The sequence below is a fragment of the Pantoea sp. E956-1 genome, from assembly GCF_982223955.1.
This window is the reverse complement of the sequence record NZ_CEUYZP010000001.1, coordinates 91,528-107,059: the sequence shown is the minus strand read 5'-3', so window position 1 is coordinate 107,059 and position 15,532 is coordinate 91,528. Positions and strand designations below refer to the sequence as shown.

Annotated in this window: 12 protein-coding genes; 4 read left to right on the top strand and 8 right to left on the bottom strand. The window is 56.4% G+C overall.

Features of this window, described 5'->3' with window-relative positions:
- Positions 1 to 68 precede the first annotated feature (68 nt).
- From spy to AC0T7J_RS00485, 6 genes are all read right to left on the bottom strand, one after another.
- Complete coding sequence (spy, locus tag AC0T7J_RS00510) at positions 69 to 563, bottom strand: ATP-independent periplasmic protein-refolding chaperone Spy (RefSeq protein ID WP_010245731.1); 495 nt, start codon at positions 561 to 563, stop codon at positions 69 to 71.
- A gap of 305 nt (positions 564 to 868) precedes the next feature.
- A complete protein-coding gene (astE, locus tag AC0T7J_RS00505; RefSeq protein WP_473791407.1) occupies positions 869 to 1,864 on the bottom strand; it encodes a succinylglutamate desuccinylase in 996 nt (331 codons plus the stop codon).
- A 50-nt stretch (positions 1,865 to 1,914) separates the two neighbouring features.
- The gene (gene astB, locus AC0T7J_RS00500) at positions 1,915 to 3,243 is read right to left on the bottom strand and encodes an N-succinylarginine dihydrolase (RefSeq protein ID WP_473791405.1); all 1,329 of its coding nucleotides are present in this window, start codon (positions 3,241 to 3,243) and stop codon (positions 1,915 to 1,917) included.
- Positions 3,240 to 4,709, bottom strand: a complete 1,470-nt coding sequence (gene astD, locus AC0T7J_RS00495; protein WP_473791404.1) for a succinylglutamate-semialdehyde dehydrogenase — start codon at positions 4,707 to 4,709, stop codon at positions 3,240 to 3,242. Before astD ends, astB begins: the two co-directional genes overlap by 4 nt.
- Positions 4,706 to 5,737 carry an arginine N-succinyltransferase gene (astA, locus tag AC0T7J_RS00490; RefSeq protein ID WP_473791402.1) on the bottom strand — a complete coding sequence of 344 codons (1,032 nt, stop codon included), beginning with the start codon at positions 5,735 to 5,737 and terminating at the stop codon, positions 4,706 to 4,708. The genes astD and astA overlap by 4 nt, the downstream gene beginning before the upstream one ends.
- Entirely contained in the window at positions 5,734 to 6,954 is a 1,221-nt protein-coding gene (locus tag AC0T7J_RS00485; protein WP_473791401.1) for a bifunctional succinylornithine transaminase/acetylornithine transaminase, read from the bottom strand. Before AC0T7J_RS00485 ends, astA begins: the two co-directional genes overlap by 4 nt.
- 929 nt (positions 6,955 to 7,883) lie before the next feature.
- On the opposite strand from AC0T7J_RS00485, the gene AC0T7J_RS00480 reads away from it, so the two are divergent.
- Complete coding sequence (locus AC0T7J_RS00480; protein WP_473791400.1) at positions 7,884 to 8,957, top strand: porin; 1,074 nt, start codon at positions 7,884 to 7,886, stop codon at positions 8,955 to 8,957.
- 77 nt (positions 8,958 to 9,034) lie between these two features.
- Here the strand turns inward: AC0T7J_RS00480 and AC0T7J_RS00475 are convergent, their stop codons facing one another.
- Complete coding sequence (locus AC0T7J_RS00475; protein WP_473791399.1) at positions 9,035 to 10,591, bottom strand: putative bifunctional diguanylate cyclase/phosphodiesterase; 1,557 nt, start codon at positions 10,589 to 10,591, stop codon at positions 9,035 to 9,037.
- A 551-nt stretch (positions 10,592 to 11,142) separates the two neighbouring features.
- Between AC0T7J_RS00475 and AC0T7J_RS00470 the strand changes: the two genes are divergently transcribed.
- From AC0T7J_RS00470 to AC0T7J_RS00460, 3 genes are all read left to right on the top strand, one after another.
- Positions 11,143 to 12,687, top strand: coding sequence for a methyl-accepting chemotaxis protein (locus tag AC0T7J_RS00470; protein ID WP_473791397.1), 1,545 nt, complete (start codon positions 11,143 to 11,145; stop codon positions 12,685 to 12,687).
- A gap of 330 nt (positions 12,688 to 13,017) precedes the next feature.
- Positions 13,018 to 13,512, top strand: coding sequence for a MarR family winged helix-turn-helix transcriptional regulator (locus AC0T7J_RS00465; RefSeq protein WP_473791395.1), 495 nt, complete (start codon positions 13,018 to 13,020; stop codon positions 13,510 to 13,512).
- A gap of 102 nt (positions 13,513 to 13,614) precedes the next feature.
- Positions 13,615 to 13,815, top strand: coding sequence for a hypothetical protein (locus AC0T7J_RS00460; protein WP_473791393.1), 201 nt, complete (start codon positions 13,615 to 13,617; stop codon positions 13,813 to 13,815).
- Positions 13,816 to 14,094: 279 nt separating this feature from the next.
- Here AC0T7J_RS00460 and AC0T7J_RS00455 read toward each other — a convergent pair whose 3' ends face one another.
- Positions 14,095 to 15,528 carry a YchO/YchP family invasin gene (locus AC0T7J_RS00455; protein WP_473791391.1) on the bottom strand — a complete coding sequence of 478 codons (1,434 nt, stop codon included), beginning with the start codon at positions 15,526 to 15,528 and terminating at the stop codon, positions 14,095 to 14,097.
- Positions 15,529 to 15,532: the final 4 nt, after the last annotated feature.

The window sequence follows — 15,532 nt, the reverse complement described above, 5'->3', positions numbered from 1 at the left end:
CCGCCGACGCTGCCCACTCACCTTCAGTGGACAGCGCCGGCGGTCTCAGACCGTTCGCTTAACGAGTGTTATTCAGCCGGTTCTGCTGGCGGTGCCATTTTGCCCTCGTGCGGGCCTTTCTCAGTCAGACGCTTTTCAAAGTTAGCGTTGTACTGTTTCTTCTGCTCCGGCGTCAGCACGTTATAGAGCTTGTTCTGGGTTTCCAGCATCTTCAGCGCATGCTCTTTGGCATTGGCGGACATCTTCTCTGCCTGCGCTTCTGCTTTGCTCTGGTCGAAGCTGTCAGAGGCAATAATGCTGTGGGCCGCACGACGCTCGTCCAGTGACGGGCGTTTCATATCTTTGTGGCTCTCTTTCATGATGTCGCGCATCTGAGTTTTCTGCGCGTCGGTCAGGTTCAGACCTTTAAACATCATCTCCATGCCGTGGCGCATTGGCGGCTTGTGCATCGCTTTTTCGCTGCCTGCTGGCGGTGGAGTCAGGTTGTCAGCGGCTGCATGGACGGCGCTGGCTGCACCAAACGCCAGCGAAGAAGCCAGTAAAAGGGAAGTCAGTTTGCGCATAATAGTGTCCTTAGTATTCATGATAATGACGACAGCACTCTGTCGCGTCTTCGGAAACAAGCATACGACGCTGAACGTCAACTACTCAGAGTCTGAGTAAAGCCGTGAAAGCATAAAAGATAAAAATCGGGCAATCATGAAGAGAATAAGAAGAAAGGCGTGAGGAATTGAAAATCTTTATGAATTTAAAGCGAATTTCGCAGAAATTATGGAGGAGTGTAAGGGTTACGACAGGAAAGCGGAAGCCGATCTTCCACTTTTCCTGTCGCTTTTTTAGCGCCGATGGTCTGGGCTGTTAACTGCTATCAGACCGGCAGCGCCTGGGTCTGTTCGCTCTCTTCAATCAGCATCAGTCCGGCACGCAGCCCGGCGGCCACGTTAGGGTTAGGGAACAGCACATACTCCCGCGCCTGCTGCACGTAATAGCGGGTGCTACCGTCTTCCGCCAGCAACGTCCCCTGTGGAAACGCGGTAAAGTTCAGCGTTTCCGGCGACATATGCAGCGTAAAGTGCTCACTCAGTCGGGTGATCTGCTGCGCGACCCGATAGTGACGCGGTTTAACCGTCGCCGCAGGCAGCGGTTCGCCATAGAGTAAAGACGCCAGCGCCTGCTGTGCCGCAGTGAACTGACTGAGATCGTTTTCACCAAACGGCAGCGCTTTGCCCAGCTCCAGAGTACAGCTGGCCGCACCAAAGTGCTCGCAGCTGAAGTGGGTAAAGGTACCGCCCGGCGAGCGATGAAACACCAGCGCTTCCAGCCCGGCCGCGGCCAGCCAGTCAAGAAATGCGGGCGGCCAGGGGCGTTCATTGTGCGGCATGACGCCGAACTGAGGATGATAAGAGCCACGAATAGCCGTGTGCATGTCGAGATGCCAGCGCGTTTCATCGCACTCGCCCAGCTGCCAGAAGGTCTCCAGCGCCTGCTCCAGCCGCAGCACGCGACGGGCCTCATCACCATCATCAATCTGTTGCCAGCGTCCGCCGAACAGCCGGTTAATGTCATAACGCACATAGCGCTTACCGACGCGTAACGCTGAGGGATTACCCAGAATCACCAGCATACGCTGCTGTAATGGCTTTTCGCCCCGCAGCAGCGGATTAACCAGCTGGTTCACCATTTCTACCGGAGCCGTTTCATTGCCGTGGATCCCGGCAGAGAGCACCAGCGCCTGTTTAACCGGCACCGTCGGCTCCATCAACAGTATGCCGTGATACAACCATTGCCAGCGAAGATGCGCCGTTTCACCACTACGCTTACGCGGCATCTCGCCGGAGAGCGTTTGCTGTAAAAAGTCCTGCATCGTTCCTCCTTTTCGCCCTGAGCAGGCGGCAGCCTGTGCTGCCCCCTCCTTCACTGCTGAAATGCATATACATTTCCTAAGTCTAGCAGCTTCGTCAGTTCATCCAGCGCGTCGCGTCCCTCACGCAGCAATTGTGGGTCGACCAGATCGGCCTGGGTCAGGCGATCGCGGTAATGACGGTCAACCCAGTTATTCAGCGTGCTGAAGAGCCGATCGTTCATCAGCACCGCCGGATTCACTGCCTGCTGCTCCTGTGGTGTCAGCACCACCCGCAAACGCAGGCAGGCTGGACCACCCCCGTTATACATGCTTTCGCGCAGATCAAACACCTTCAGGGCTTTGAGTGGCGTATCAGCCTCAACCTGTTCACACAGATAGCGCCAGACACCCGGATGCTGACGTGACTCCTCCGGCAGCACCAGCATCATGGTGCCGTCGGGACGGCTCAGCAACTGACTGTTAAACAGATAAGTCTCCACCGCATCTTTCACTGACACCCGATTTTCCGGCACTTCCAGTGCCACAAAACCGGGGACGCGCGACCGAAGCTGCGCCAGCAGTTCAGGCTGATTAACAAAGGCGTGCTGGTGACAGAAGAGCATCTGCTGGTTACTTACCGCAATCACATCGTTATGGAACACGCCCTGATCGATCACCGCAGGATTCTGCTGCGCATACAGCACGCTTTCCGGTGAGAGCTGATGCAGACGGGCGACCGCCTCGCTGGCTTCCCGGGTCTGACGTGCCGGATAGCGCTGCGGGGCTTTGCCCTCATGGCTGCTGTCGCGGCCATAGACAAACAGCTGCACGCCGCGCTCACCATAAGCGCCGCCCAGCCGGTTATGGTTCGCCGCCCCTTCATCGCCAAACATCGCCACCTGCGGCAAAGCATCATGCACCGCAAAATGGCGATCGTCGCGGAAGATGGAACGCAGCAGCCAGGCCGTTTCCGGCGCTTCTGTCGCCCGATGGAATTTGTTGTTAAGGTTCGCCACCGTCAGGTGAACCCGGCCATCAAGGCTGTCCGCTGACGGCGAGACCGTGGCAGCATTGGCGACCCACATCGCCGAGGCTGAGCTGGCGGCGGAGAGTAATCCCGGGGCGGATTTCCCGGCCGCAGCCAGCACCTGCTCATCGCTGCCACCAAAACCGAGCTGGCGCAGCACCGCAATATTGGGCCGCTCATGCGGCGGAATTACCCCCTGAACATAGCCCATATCGGCCAGCGCTTTCATCTTGAGCAACCCCTGCTTAGCTGCCAGACGGGGGTTCGACGGCTGCAGCTGATTGCGGGTAGAGGCTTCGTTACCAAACGACAGTCCGGCATAGTGGTGCGTTAACCCCACCAGCCCATCAAAGTTGGCTTCGGTTGCCTTCATGGCGTCGCCTCCGGCGCGGAGAAATCGAGTCCCGGCGACAGCGTGGCGGGCAGCGTCAGGTCAGGCGTCTCCAGCGAGGCCATCGGCCAGGCGCAGTAATCCGCCGCATACCAGGCGCTGGCGCGGTGGTTGCCCGAGGCACCAATGCCGCCAAACGGCGCGGTACTGGCTGCGCCGGTCAGCGGTTTGTTCCAGTTAACGATACCGGCACGTGCTTCAAGCAGCAGTTGATCAAACTGCTGACGTGACGGTGAGATCAACCCACACGACAGGCCGTAACGGGTCTGGTTCGCCAGCGCTATCGCCTCGTCAAATGTCTCATAGCGGACTACGCCTAACAGCGGACCAAAGACCTCTTCATCAGGAATGCCCTGTACGCCGGTTAAATCGATAATACCTGGCGTCAGGATGGCACTGTGGCGATCCGGCCAGCGCATCGCCAGCAGCACCTTGCCGCCCGCCTCAACCCGCCGTTGCCACTCAGCCATAATCTTCTCTGCCGCGCCGGTGGAGATCACGCTGCCCATAAACGGCTGCGGTTCAGCGTTCCAGGCGGCGGGTTGCAGTCGTCCTGCCACCTCCACCAGCCGCTGCAGAAACGCATCTCCTGCATCGCCGCGCCTGACCAGCAGACGCCGCGCGCAGGTGCAGCGCTGACCGGCGGTAATAAAGGCTGACTGCAACGTGAGGTTGACAGCCGCATCGGTGTCCGCCGGATCTTCAACAATCAGGGCATTGTTACCGCCCATCTCCAGCGCCAGCATCTTTTCAGGCTGACCGGCAAACTGGCGATGCAGCTGATAGCCGGTATGGGCGCTGCCGGTAAACAGCAGGCCATCGATCTGCTGACAGTTGGCCAGCGCCTGGCCGGTTTCACGTCCGCCCTGTAACAGTGCCAGCACGCCGGCAGGCAGGCCCGCAGCCAGCCAGAGCTCAACGGTTTTTTCGGCGGTCAGTGGCGTCAGTTCACTGGGTTTAAATACCACACAGTTGCCCGCCAGCAGCGCCGGAACGATATGGCCGTTTGGCAGATGTCCCGGGAAGTTATAGGGGCCAAACACCGCCAGCACCCCATGCGGGCGGTGGCGCAGCGAGCTTTCGCCTTCATGCTGCTCACCGGTGCGGCTATGGTATGCCTTCACCGAAAAGCCGATTTTGTTGATCATCGCGCCCACTTCGGTCAGCGCTTCCCAGCGCGGCTTGCCGGTTTCACGGGCGATGGTTTCCGCCAGCGCCGTTTTATGCGCCTCAAGCCCGGCGGCAAATTTCTCAACGATCGCCTGCCGTTCCGCCAGCGGGCGTCTGGCCCAGGCCGGAAATGCGTCGCGTGCCGCCTCGCAGGCTGCGGTGACCTGAGCGGCTGAGGCCGCGTGCCCCTGCCATAATGTTTCGCCGCTGACCGGATCCGCTTTCGTCAGAATCTCAGCGTCACCGGCCAGCCATTGTCCATTTATCAGGTGTGTCATGCTGTTTTCTCCTCTTTGCAGAGCGTCACTACGCGCAGGCAGTCGCCCGGCTGGCAATGGAGCGCCCGCATCTGTTCATCCGTGAGTCGCACGCTGTCGCTGTCAGCCTTTGCCGGAATCAGCGCCACACGGAACTGGCGATAATCGCTATTGGCAACCAGACAGAGCGGGCCATCCGCCGGGTTTTCGCCCCGTTCTGCGCTGCGCAGACGGCTTTTACGCACGGCGCGGATATGATCGATATCGCACTCCAGCGTCGGGCCGCCATCAAAAATGTCGACATAACTGAGGTAGCGGAAGCCCTCCGCTTCCAGCACCGCCCGCGCAGGCGCGGTTTGCGGATGGACCTGTCCAATCACCGCCTGCGCTTCCGGTGTCAGATAGTCGATGTAGAGCGGATGTTTCGGCATCAGTTCAGCGATAAACGATTTCTGTCCGGTGCCACTAAGGAAATCCGCTTTGCTGAATTCCATAGAGAAGAAGCGGCTGCCAACGCTCTCCCAGAACGGCGAATGGCCCTGCTCATCGCTGACGCCACGCATCTCGGCCACCACCCGGTTGGTAAAACGTTCACGGAAATTGGCCATAAACAGGAAGCGTGACTTCGACAGCAGATAGCCGTTTTTGCCATCACGGTAATCGGGATCGAGAAACAGCGTGCAGAGCTCACTGCTGCCGGTATGGTCGTTACTCAGCGACAGGGTGGGCAGCGCGGCATAAACATTCAGCTCTTTTGAGGCATGCACCTGGGTACCGACCCGAAAGTTGTACCAGGGATCCTGCAGCCCCGCCGCGACTTCAATGGCGCAGATGCCGACGGCGCGGTTATCTTCGCTATCGGCCAGCACAAAAACATACCCCTGTTCGGCAGGTGGCAGAGAATCCTCCCAGGTCTGCAGCGATCGATCGATACGCGCCTGTAACGTGGCGCTATCGACCGGCAGCGAGGTCAGCCCGCCACCGGTTTTGCCCGCCAGCGCCATCAACTGGCTTAAGTCATCGCGTTCAACCGGACGGATTACCATCATGATGTTGACCCTCGCACCAGGCGTTCACACACCTCGGCAAAGCGGGCCATGCCCAGCTTCACTTCCTGCTCACTGATATTCAGCGCCGGGGCAAAACGCACCACATTGGCACCCGCAATCAGTACCATGACGCCCATTTCCGCGGCAGCAAGGTTGATCGCTTTGGCTTTACCGGCAAAATCGTCGCTGAGCACCGCGCCAATCAGCAGGCCAAGACCGCGCACTTCTTTGAACAGATGCAGACGCTGGTTGATCTCATCCAGTGCCGCCACAATCCACTGGTGACGTTCTGTTACACCCGCCATCAGTTCAGGCTGGTTGATCAACTCCATGACTTTACCAGCCACTGCACCCGCCAGCGGATTGCCGCCATAGGTGGTGCCGTGTGTGCCAACGCCCATCACCATCGCCAGATCTTCGCGCGTCAGCATCGCACCAATCGGGAAGCCGCCGCCCAGCGCTTTGGCGCTGGTGAGCACATCCGGCGTGACGCCATAATGCATATAGGCATAAAGCGAACCGGTTCGGCCAACGCCGCTCTGCACTTCATCAAAAATCAGCAGAGCCTGATGCTTATCACAGAGCTCACGCAATCCACGCAGGAACGCCGGATCGGCAGGCAGCACGCCGCCTTCACCCTGAATGGGTTCAACAATGACGGCGCAGGTATGGTCATTAATCAGTTCAGCCGCCGCCGCCAGATCGTTAAACGGGGCATGCTGGATCTCTGGCGGCAGCGGCGCAAAATCTTTTGAGTACGCGGGCTGACCCCCGGCGGTTACCGTAAACAGGGTGCGGCCATGAAATGCATTCTTAAACGCCACGATGCCACTTTTATGCGGACCAACACGATCATGCGCCACCTTGCGTGCCAGTTTCAGCGCCGCTTCGTTCGCCTCCGCCCCGGAGTTACAGAAGAACACCCGGTCAGCGAAGGTGGCATCGATCAACTGCTTCGCCAGCCGCAGGATCGGTTCGTTGGTGTAGCCATTACCGGTATGCCATAAACGTGCGGCCTGTTCCTGCAACGCCTGTTGTAATGCCGGATGCGCATGCCCTAACGCATTGACGGCAATGCCACCGGCGAAGTCGATATAATCTTTGCCGTTTTGATCCCAGACGGTTGAGCCTTCCGCGCGAACCGGTATAAAAGTCGCAGGCGCATAAACCGGCATCATCCATTGATCGAAATCGTGACGTGAAACGTGCAGTGCCATAACCCACTCTCCTGCTTTACTTTACCGGCCAGGTAAAGCTTATGTTTTGAAATTGTTAATAGATGTTGTAGTGCAGCCCTACTGTAGAGTGCAGTTAACATGCCAGCCAGAGAATTAATGCATAAAATGGTCTTCACGACGTAATATCAATAAGTTACACGCTGACAATATTCACTTAATTTGCATATATAGTGAATAATTGTCTGATTGCAGCGCCAGAACCGGGTTTTAAACAGCGGAATTATGCATTCACGGGATGAAATATCGCTTTTGTGATCGCTGATAAATTATCTCTCCAGAAAAGCCCCTCCAGTGCCCTGTTTTAGCGCAGTTTGCCTCGCGCTGGTGCAGCGATTACGCGGGGAACTCGTCCGGAAATGTCAGAACAACCTGGCTTTATTTAACAAAAGGTTTTCATTTCCCCCTGCAGACACATTCATCCAGGTATCTTTTTCAGGCTATTTTATAAACAGGGTGATCAATATTTAATCAGCAACTCTGACTATTATTCCGGAGGTGATTATCGGGCCAGAAAGAATATTCCATAAAGATGAACAAATATTAATACGCAGACTAATGGTTAGAATAAAATCCTTATAAGGTTATTCTTATCGGATAATCATCCATAATTTAATCAGGGGTTATATTGATTTAAAAACGTACAAAAAAAGCCCATTTAAGACCACTATTCACAAGATTAAGCCATTGATAAAAATAGATATAAAATCAGATTACTCATGATTACTTATTAGAAGAAAATCTTATTACTTTACTATTTAATCTTCTGTTTCTCGCTGTTATCCATCAGCTGAATATAGACATAACATTTTGTTACTTTTATTGCGCTTTGTACTTTTATTTTTTTGTGTCATTTTCTCTTCACCCCACATCAGGGGAATAATAATTAATGAATACAGGGTAATAATTAAATGATGAAGCGCACTTTACTGGCGGCTGTCATGCCGTTACTGATCGGTCTCTCCTCCGCGCAGGCCGCAGAAGTTTATAACAAGGATGGCAATAAGCTGGATCTGGTCGGCAAGATTAACGTGTCACACCTCTTTTCTGATGATAACAACAACAATGGTGATACCTCCTCTTATGCCCGCTTTGGCTTTAAAGGCGAGACAAAGATTACTGACCAGCTTACCGGCTACGGTTTCTGGCAGTATCAGTACAGTCTGCATAATTCCGAGGGCAGTGACGCGCAGGCCACCAACCGTACCCGTCTGGGCTATGCTGGCCTGAAGTTTGGCGAGGCAGGTTCGCTGGATTACGGACGTAACTACGGCCTGGTCTATGACGTGCTGAGTTATACCGATATGCTGCCATTCTTCGGCGGCGACTCCGGTTATACCGACGCCTTCCTCTCTGGCCGCTCAACCGGTGTGCTGACCTGGCGTAACAGCAATTTCTTTGGTCTGGTCGACGGCTTAAACCTTGCCGCGCAGTATCAGAGCAAAAACGATCGCAGCAGTAACATTGACGGCGTACGTCGTTCTAACGGCGACGGCTTCGCCCTCTCCGCTTCCTATGACTTCGATTTCGGCCTGAGCTTTGCCGGCGCGTTTGCCAGCCTGGATCGCACCACGGCGCAGAACGCGGCCGCACGCGGAGAAGGCGAAAAAGCCCAGCACTGGGCGACCTCGGTGAAATATGATGCGAACCAGGTCTATCTGGCTGCCATGTACGGTGAAACCCTGAATGCCACGCCGATAACCGGCGGTTTCGCTAACAAAGCGCAGAACGTTGAAGCCGTGGCGCAGTATCAGTTCCTGAACGGCTTCCGTCCGTCCGTGGGTTACGTCTCATCCAAAGGCAAGGAAATTGAGAATATCGGCGATGCCGACATCATTAAATACACCGCCGTGGGTGCCACTTACTACTTCAACAAGAACATGTCGGTCTATGGTGAGTACCGCATCAACCTGTTGAAAGATAACAATCCGCTTCGCCTGGCGACCGACGACATCACCGCCCTGGGTCTGATTTACCAGTTCTGATGTGACAGCGGGCCCGGTTCTGACCACCTGGCCCGTTTATTGTTGTAATCCCGGCCACAGAAAATGTGGCGCAGCTTTCAGCCCAGCGACCTGACTAAGCTAACGGCCACCGCCTCTTCCTGCATCAATTCCTCCACGTTAGCGGACGCCAGCAGCGTGGTGGCCTGCCCGGCAGGCACCGGACGACTGAAGAGATATCCCTGACCGTAATCACAGCCGCGCTTTCTCAGCCACCTCAGCGTGGCGACATCCTCAATACCCTCTGCAGTAATGATCACATTCAGCCCCTGACAGAGTGCCAGCAGCGTTTCCACCACTTTTCGCTGCTCAGATCCGTTCACGATTCCGGCGATAAACGTCTGGTCAATTTTGATTTTGGTAATTCCCAGCCCCAGCAAAACCGACAGGTTGGAGTAGCCGGTGCCAAAATCATCCAGTACCACGCCGATACCGGCCTCTTTCAGCAGACGGATCGCCTGGCGGGCATCGTCAGAAATGGCCATGACATTCTGTTCGGTGATTTCAAGTTCCAGCATTACCGGCCCGGCATGCTGCATAATGCTGGACAAACAGCTGGTCAGCGACGGTCTCAGCAGTTGCTCCGGGGTAATGTTCAGCGACAGGCAGAGGCCGGCTGGCCATGCCCGGGTGGCACTGACAGCATCCTGCAGCAGCGCCACAGTCATGCTGTCCATCAACCCCAGCCGCTCCACCACTGGCAGAAACTCTGCAGGTGAAACCGTCTGACCGGACGCAGTGATCCAGCGCGCCAGTATCTCAAAGCCGGTAATGTTGCCGGTGCGCAGTGAAACCAGCGGCTGCAGAAAGGGAACGATGGCATGTCCGCTAACGGCGGCAACAACTTCCTGCTCCAGCCTTTCCCGCTGGCGAAAGCGCAGCTCCATGTCCGGGGAGAATCGCGCCAGATAAGTGCACTTATCCTGCTTCGCCTCGTATAACGCCAGATCCGCCGCCCGCACGACATCGGCCTGACCTGTGCAGGCTGAGCTGGCAATGCCTGCTGAAAGGCTCAGAAAAGTGTGCGGACCGGTCTGGATCGATGCCGCCTGCTGGCAGAAACGTTCGGCGGCGGCCAGCGCCTGCGCGACCTGAGAAGCGTCGGCAACAATGGCAAATTCATCCCCGCCGATGCGAAACACCTGGCTCCCGGAGTCAGCCGAGGTGGTCAGCATAGTGGCCAGCGCGACCAGCGTGGCGTCGCCCTGACGATGACCGTTCAGGTCATTGATACTTTTAAAGTCATTGATGTCGAGCAGCGTCAGAGTGTAGGGCGTCCCACAGGCATCAAGCGCAGCAAGATGCGCGCTGAATGATCGGCGGTTCATGACCCCCGTCAGCGCATCCGTTCCGGCCAGCCTGAGCGCATTTTTTTCCGCGATCAGGGTTTTACGTATCAGACCCGCGATAAGCAGCGCCGGAATAATCATTGCCAGTGCGGCAAATGAGGTGGAGGTCAGGATAAACCGCAGCCGTTCGCTGGTTTCAAAATCGGGATCATAGCCCAGGCCCAGCAGGCTTGAGATCCGCGCCTCCAGCCCAAATTCCCAGAGCGTGGAGAGTAAAATGATGGTCGCAATATTCAGCATTGCGAGCCAGAAAAGTTTCAGGCGCATGCGTTAGTTCCCGGTGATGGAATGTGTCAGAGTTTTGTTTTAATTTTCAGTAATAAACCGGGGCGTACTTCTCATTCAATGTCTGCTAAGCTGCCGACAATTATCACCCCTCCGCGATTTTTACTCATCGCATTCACACGTTCTCTCCCACCTTACGTCAGTGAGACAGACGTTCTGCGAAGCCCGATGCGTGTCGGCTACGTCATCAATGTCGATTAGTGTTCTATCGGCAGCAGCGGCCAGATTAACAGGCCCGTCCGGTTAAATTTGTGTGTTCCGGCGGCTTTGACCGGGTAAGCAATGGGTGCAGTGCGCTGCCGCCTGGCGCGAAAAGGTGCACATTCGTCAGAATACAAAAAGTTATTTATCAACGTATTGGCCGGGGATCTACGCTTACTCCAGGTATAATTTTTTGAACGAAATGGGTAGATAAGTGTGGGATTTTTAATCGCACAAAATTAAGTAGTGATCAATTTAATTAAACGTAACCCTCCAGAAGACTCCTCTCCTGCCGATACCGGTTTATCCAATACACTTTCCCGGAAAGAGAGATGAAAATTTCAACGCGCCTGAGCGCAGGGTTTGGCCTGCTTATTCTGCTGTTTATTCTCTGTACCGGTACCGCGATTCATGCTCTGAATAGCGCCCGCAATGGTATGGACGAGGTGGTTAATGTCCGTTTGAAAAATTACCAGACGGTGCTGGATATGCGCGGTGGCGTGCGGGATATGGCAATCGCGGTGCGTAATATTGCCCTGCTGACCGATCCTGCTGCCATGCAGCCAGAATGGGAACGTCTGCAAAAACAGCGGGCACTCTACATCAGTAACCGCGAAACGCTGTCTCGCATGATGCAGAGCGACACCGGGCAGGCAGGACAGGAAGCGATGAGCAGAATCGAGTCCACTGAAGAAGCCGCCCTCTCCACGCTGATGACCGCCGGAAAACTGGGGATGGAAAATCGTCAGCAGGAGGTCGCCCACTATCTATTGACGGTTGCGCGGCCGGCTCAGCAGAGCCTGCTGAAGGCGTTAAATGATCTGACCGGGCTGGAAATGCGAAGCAGCCGGGATGCAGTAGTGGATAACGGTAACGCCATCGCCCACACCACCTGGATATTGATCATCCTGGCGGTGCTCTCCATGCTGGCTGCCGTCGTCACCTGCGCGTTTATTGTACGGATACTGATGCGCCAGCTGGGCGGCGAACCGGTGCAGGCTCAGACGCTGGCTGCTGCGATTGCCGCGGGTGATCTCACCTCGCCGGTCACGCTGCGCCGTGGCGATAGCAGCAGTCTTCTTGCCTCGCTAAGCGGCATGCAGACCAGCCTGCGCGAACTGGTTACGCAGATTAAAGGGGCATCCGCCTCGGTGGCGCTGGCGGCCGATGAGATTTCGCAGGGTAATACCGAGCTTTCATCCCGTACCGAGCAGCAGGCGGCTGCGCTGCAGGAAACGGCCGCCAGCATGGAGCAACTCACCGCCACGGTAAAAAGCAACGCCGCGGGCGCGCAGCAGACTGCCGGTTCAGCGCGCGAGGCCGCCACCCTGGCCCATGCGGGCGAAGCAGATGTTCAGCGCCTGTCAGAAACCATGCACGACATTTCGCTGAGTGCCGTTCGGGTGCGCGATATTACGTCGGTGATTGAAGGCATCGCTTTCCAGACCAATATTCTGGCGCTCAACGCCGCCGTAGAAGCAGCGCGCGCCGGTGAAGAGGGCCGCGGATTTGCCGTGGTCGCGGGTGAGGTGCGATCGCTGGCCCAGCGCAGTGCCACCGCAGCTCGTGACATTAAGCAGTTGATTGAGCAGGCTGTGACGCAGGTCGAGGATGGCGTGACCGTGGCGGCGGGAACGGGTGAGCGCATCCTGAAGATTGTCAGCCGCGTCGGTGAACTGGCCGATGCCATGGACAACCTCTCGCTCTCGTCCGGGGAACAGATGCAGGGCATCTCCCAGGTCAGCATTGCGGTGAGTCAGATGGATGGCGTCACGCAGAATAACGCCGCGCTGGTGGAAGAGTCCTCTTCTGCGTCGCAGTCACTGCTGGCCCAGGCGCGCGACCTGCGCGGTATGGTAGAGACCTTCACCGTATAAGCCTTATCGGCGGGCGGCTTCAGCCTGGGTTAAACGCTGAAATTGTGCTGCCGATCTTCGCGGCGTTGCACCCGGCGCACGTTGTGCGCAAGGGTTGCATCAGGTTATGTTGACTTCAATTTAATTAGACTCAATACTGTGCAGGCTTTGAATCGGCGGCACTGCTAAAAAGCTAAAGGCTTTTCCTCCCGCTGCGATAGCGCTAAAAGATTGGGTGTTGTAAACCAGAAAAGAGATGCTACCGACATTAACATCTCCCCAAGACAATATTCGCGAGACTTCACGGCTGGCAAACAGCCTGTGATCTGGCTGTCCTACCCCGGACTCAGAATGAGTAAAGATATGAATGATGAACCCGCGGGGTTCTCCGATACGCCTCCCGCCATTACAGCGCCTGAAACCATCGACCAGTTTCTCTGTTTTGCACTCTATTCCGCCTCACTTGCCATGACAAAGCTCTACCAGTCGCGGTTAAAACCGCTGGGACTGACCTATCCGCAATATCTGGTGCTGCTGGTGCTGTGGGAAAAAGATCGCCTGGCTGTTTCTGATATTGGTGCACGCGTCCGGCTTGATTCCGGTACGCTTAGTCAGCTTCTTAAGCGCCTTGAAAGCGCGGGCATTATCTGCCGCCAGCGTGACACAGGAAATGATGAACGCCGGGTGCTGATCTCTCTGACAGAACAGGGCCACCAGCTTAAAGTCGCGGCGGCTGACGTCCCGGCTGATATGATCTCGGTGATGGATACCGCCTGTAGTGAACTGGGTGAGCTGACGACGCAGGTGGCAACGCTGCGCGAAAAGCTGCTTAAGGCGCTGCCATGATGCCAGCTTACATAAAACCTGTGACCAGGCTGATAAAGCTGAATCGCCTGAGTGTTGTCCCTTCAGAGGCTATTCAGCAGAACGGTTGCGCTGGAGTTTCTTTTGAGTACCGATAAACCGGCCGATATGGATGACGTCCATGCCGTCGTGGGACACGCTGTGTCGAGCCTGCTGAAGTCAGGCAAGACAGCGGGCATACAGGACATAATTGCATTCCTGCAACATCAGCAAGCACGATCGGTAAATGGTAAGCGAGAAGTTTACGCCAGAGCGGTGCGTATTGTGATGAGCATGGTTAACTGATAATCGGGTCGCTGTATTAAACCGTAGCTCTGGCAATGACCCTACTCCCCTATGAATACCCTGCTTATAGCGTAGTGTCGTTCCTGCATTCACCTGGCGATGCCCGCGGTCAATGCAGGAACAATAGCAATGTCACGCTGCCGAACCCGTGCTTGCGTCAACCCGACAGCGCCTCCCTGACAGCAACCGCTGTCGGGCCTGCAGATGTTAACAACACCGTCTGCACATCACCGCCGCTATTAATTCCCTCACGCCTTCCTGTGCAGTAAAGCAACCCGGCTACAGCGTGGTACCACTGGGTGCCATTAAATCATAACGATCGTTCTGCGGGGCCTCGTCCACGGTCATCGGTGGCGCAATTTTCAGGGTAATCCAGTTAGAGGTCACGCGCTGCTGCTTGCTGTCCTCCAGCGTCACCGACAGACGATATTCGTTGCTGGCGCCTGGCGACGGATCCCACTGCGGTAAGATCACACTCCAGCCCTGCGGATCGGCGTTATTGGCGGGGGGGGTCAGGCTCAGCGCCTGCGTATCGCCCTGCCAGCTCACCGCCTTGATAGCATTGCTGGCGCGCACCTGCAGCTTCAGCGGCAGACTCTCGCCACTGCTTAACTGCCAGGGCGGTGTCGCCAGAAACACGGACAGCGTTTTGCGCTGACGGAAAGCCAGCACCGGCGTATCGCTGCGGGTGACGGTATCGTAACGGCTGCCGCGCAGAGAGTGCGCCTCCGCGACGTTACCGGCATCAAGCTGACGTCGCAGCGCCACGCCAAAGCGGTAGTTGAGTTTCAGCCCCAGCTGATCCTGGCTCTCACCGGCGCTGCTGGTTTTATGGGTGGCGGATAATGTCACCAGCGGCACGGGCGTGTAAGAGAGGCCAAACGACATGGCGGAGGGATTGTGATAACGGTTGCCGCTGTTAAACAGGTCGACATTCTCACCCAGATATTGCTGATAGCTCACCGAGACGCCCAGCTGACGATAAAAGGGCAGATAGCTCTGGCTGGTAATATCGTAGCCGCGCGCCATGCGCTGCTGCTGCGAATCGCCCAGATTTTTCCAGCCGGAAAGCGGCTGATAGTAGTTAGCCGAGAAGCGCATTGAATCACTCCATGCTTCCGTGCCCACTGAGGCGCGCTGCAGGCCGCTGCTAAACACGCGGTCAACAAAGCCGTTGTAACCCAGCAGCCAGTCACCGGCATCCCAGCGTTGTCCCAGTCCCGCATTGCCCACCAGCCCATCGCCGGTATCGTGCAGCCCAAGCTGGCTGAAGGTGAGCCGGCTGTTTTCGTCCGCCAGTGCGCTGAAGAGATCGCCGCCGGTGCCGTTAAAGTTTCCGTTCATGTCGACTTTCAGATCCAGCTGCGCGGTGCCGTAAGGGGAAAGCAGTGACTGCCCTTCGCTCTCAACCCGATCGGCCACTTCATCGCGCAGATGATTGAACGCCCAGACGCCCGCCTGCTGACCAAACGTTACATTGCTGTCGCTGTTGTTACTCGCTTCGCCGATACTTTTAGCCACGGCCGCCAGCTTTTTGCTCCACTCTTCATCCTGATCGCTGGCACCGCCGAGCGTCGGCAGCGACTGACTGTAGCGCGCAGGATCGTCGAATGGCGTCTCTGACACCGCTGTTTCAGACTGAAAGGCGCGGGCGCTCTGCGTGGCAGTCAGCGACAGCGCAATCAAAGAGAGAACCCCTGTTTTCCGTATCATGTCA

Coding starts and splice junctions, on each gene's coding strand:
- spy (WP_010245731.1), bottom strand. CDS start 563: ATGCGCAAACTGACTTCCCTTTTACTGGCTTCTTCGCTGGCGTTTGGT.
- astE (WP_473791407.1), bottom strand. CDS start 1,864: ATGCAGGACTTTTTACAGCAAACGCTCTCCGGCGAGATGCCGCGTAAG.
- astB (WP_473791405.1), bottom strand. CDS start 3,243: ATGAAGGCAACCGAAGCCAACTTTGATGGGCTGGTGGGGTTAACGCAC.
- astD (WP_473791404.1), bottom strand. CDS start 4,709: ATGACACACCTGATAAATGGACAATGGCTGGCCGGTGACGCTGAGATT.
- astA (WP_473791402.1), bottom strand. CDS start 5,737: ATGATGGTAATCCGTCCGGTTGAACGCGATGACTTAAGCCAGTTGATG.
- AC0T7J_RS00485 (WP_473791401.1), bottom strand. CDS start 6,954: ATGGCACTGCACGTTTCACGTCACGATTTCGATCAATGGATGATGCCG.
- AC0T7J_RS00480 (WP_473791400.1), top strand. CDS start 7,884: ATGATGAAGCGCACTTTACTGGCGGCTGTCATGCCGTTACTGATCGGT.
- AC0T7J_RS00475 (WP_473791399.1), bottom strand. CDS start 10,591: ATGCGCCTGAAACTTTTCTGGCTCGCAATGCTGAATATTGCGACCATC.
- AC0T7J_RS00470 (WP_473791397.1), top strand. CDS start 11,143: ATGAAAATTTCAACGCGCCTGAGCGCAGGGTTTGGCCTGCTTATTCTG.
- AC0T7J_RS00465 (WP_473791395.1), top strand. CDS start 13,018: ATGAGTAAAGATATGAATGATGAACCCGCGGGGTTCTCCGATACGCCT.
- AC0T7J_RS00455 (WP_473791391.1), bottom strand. CDS start 15,528: ATGATACGGAAAACAGGGGTTCTCTCTTTGATTGCGCTGTCGCTGACT.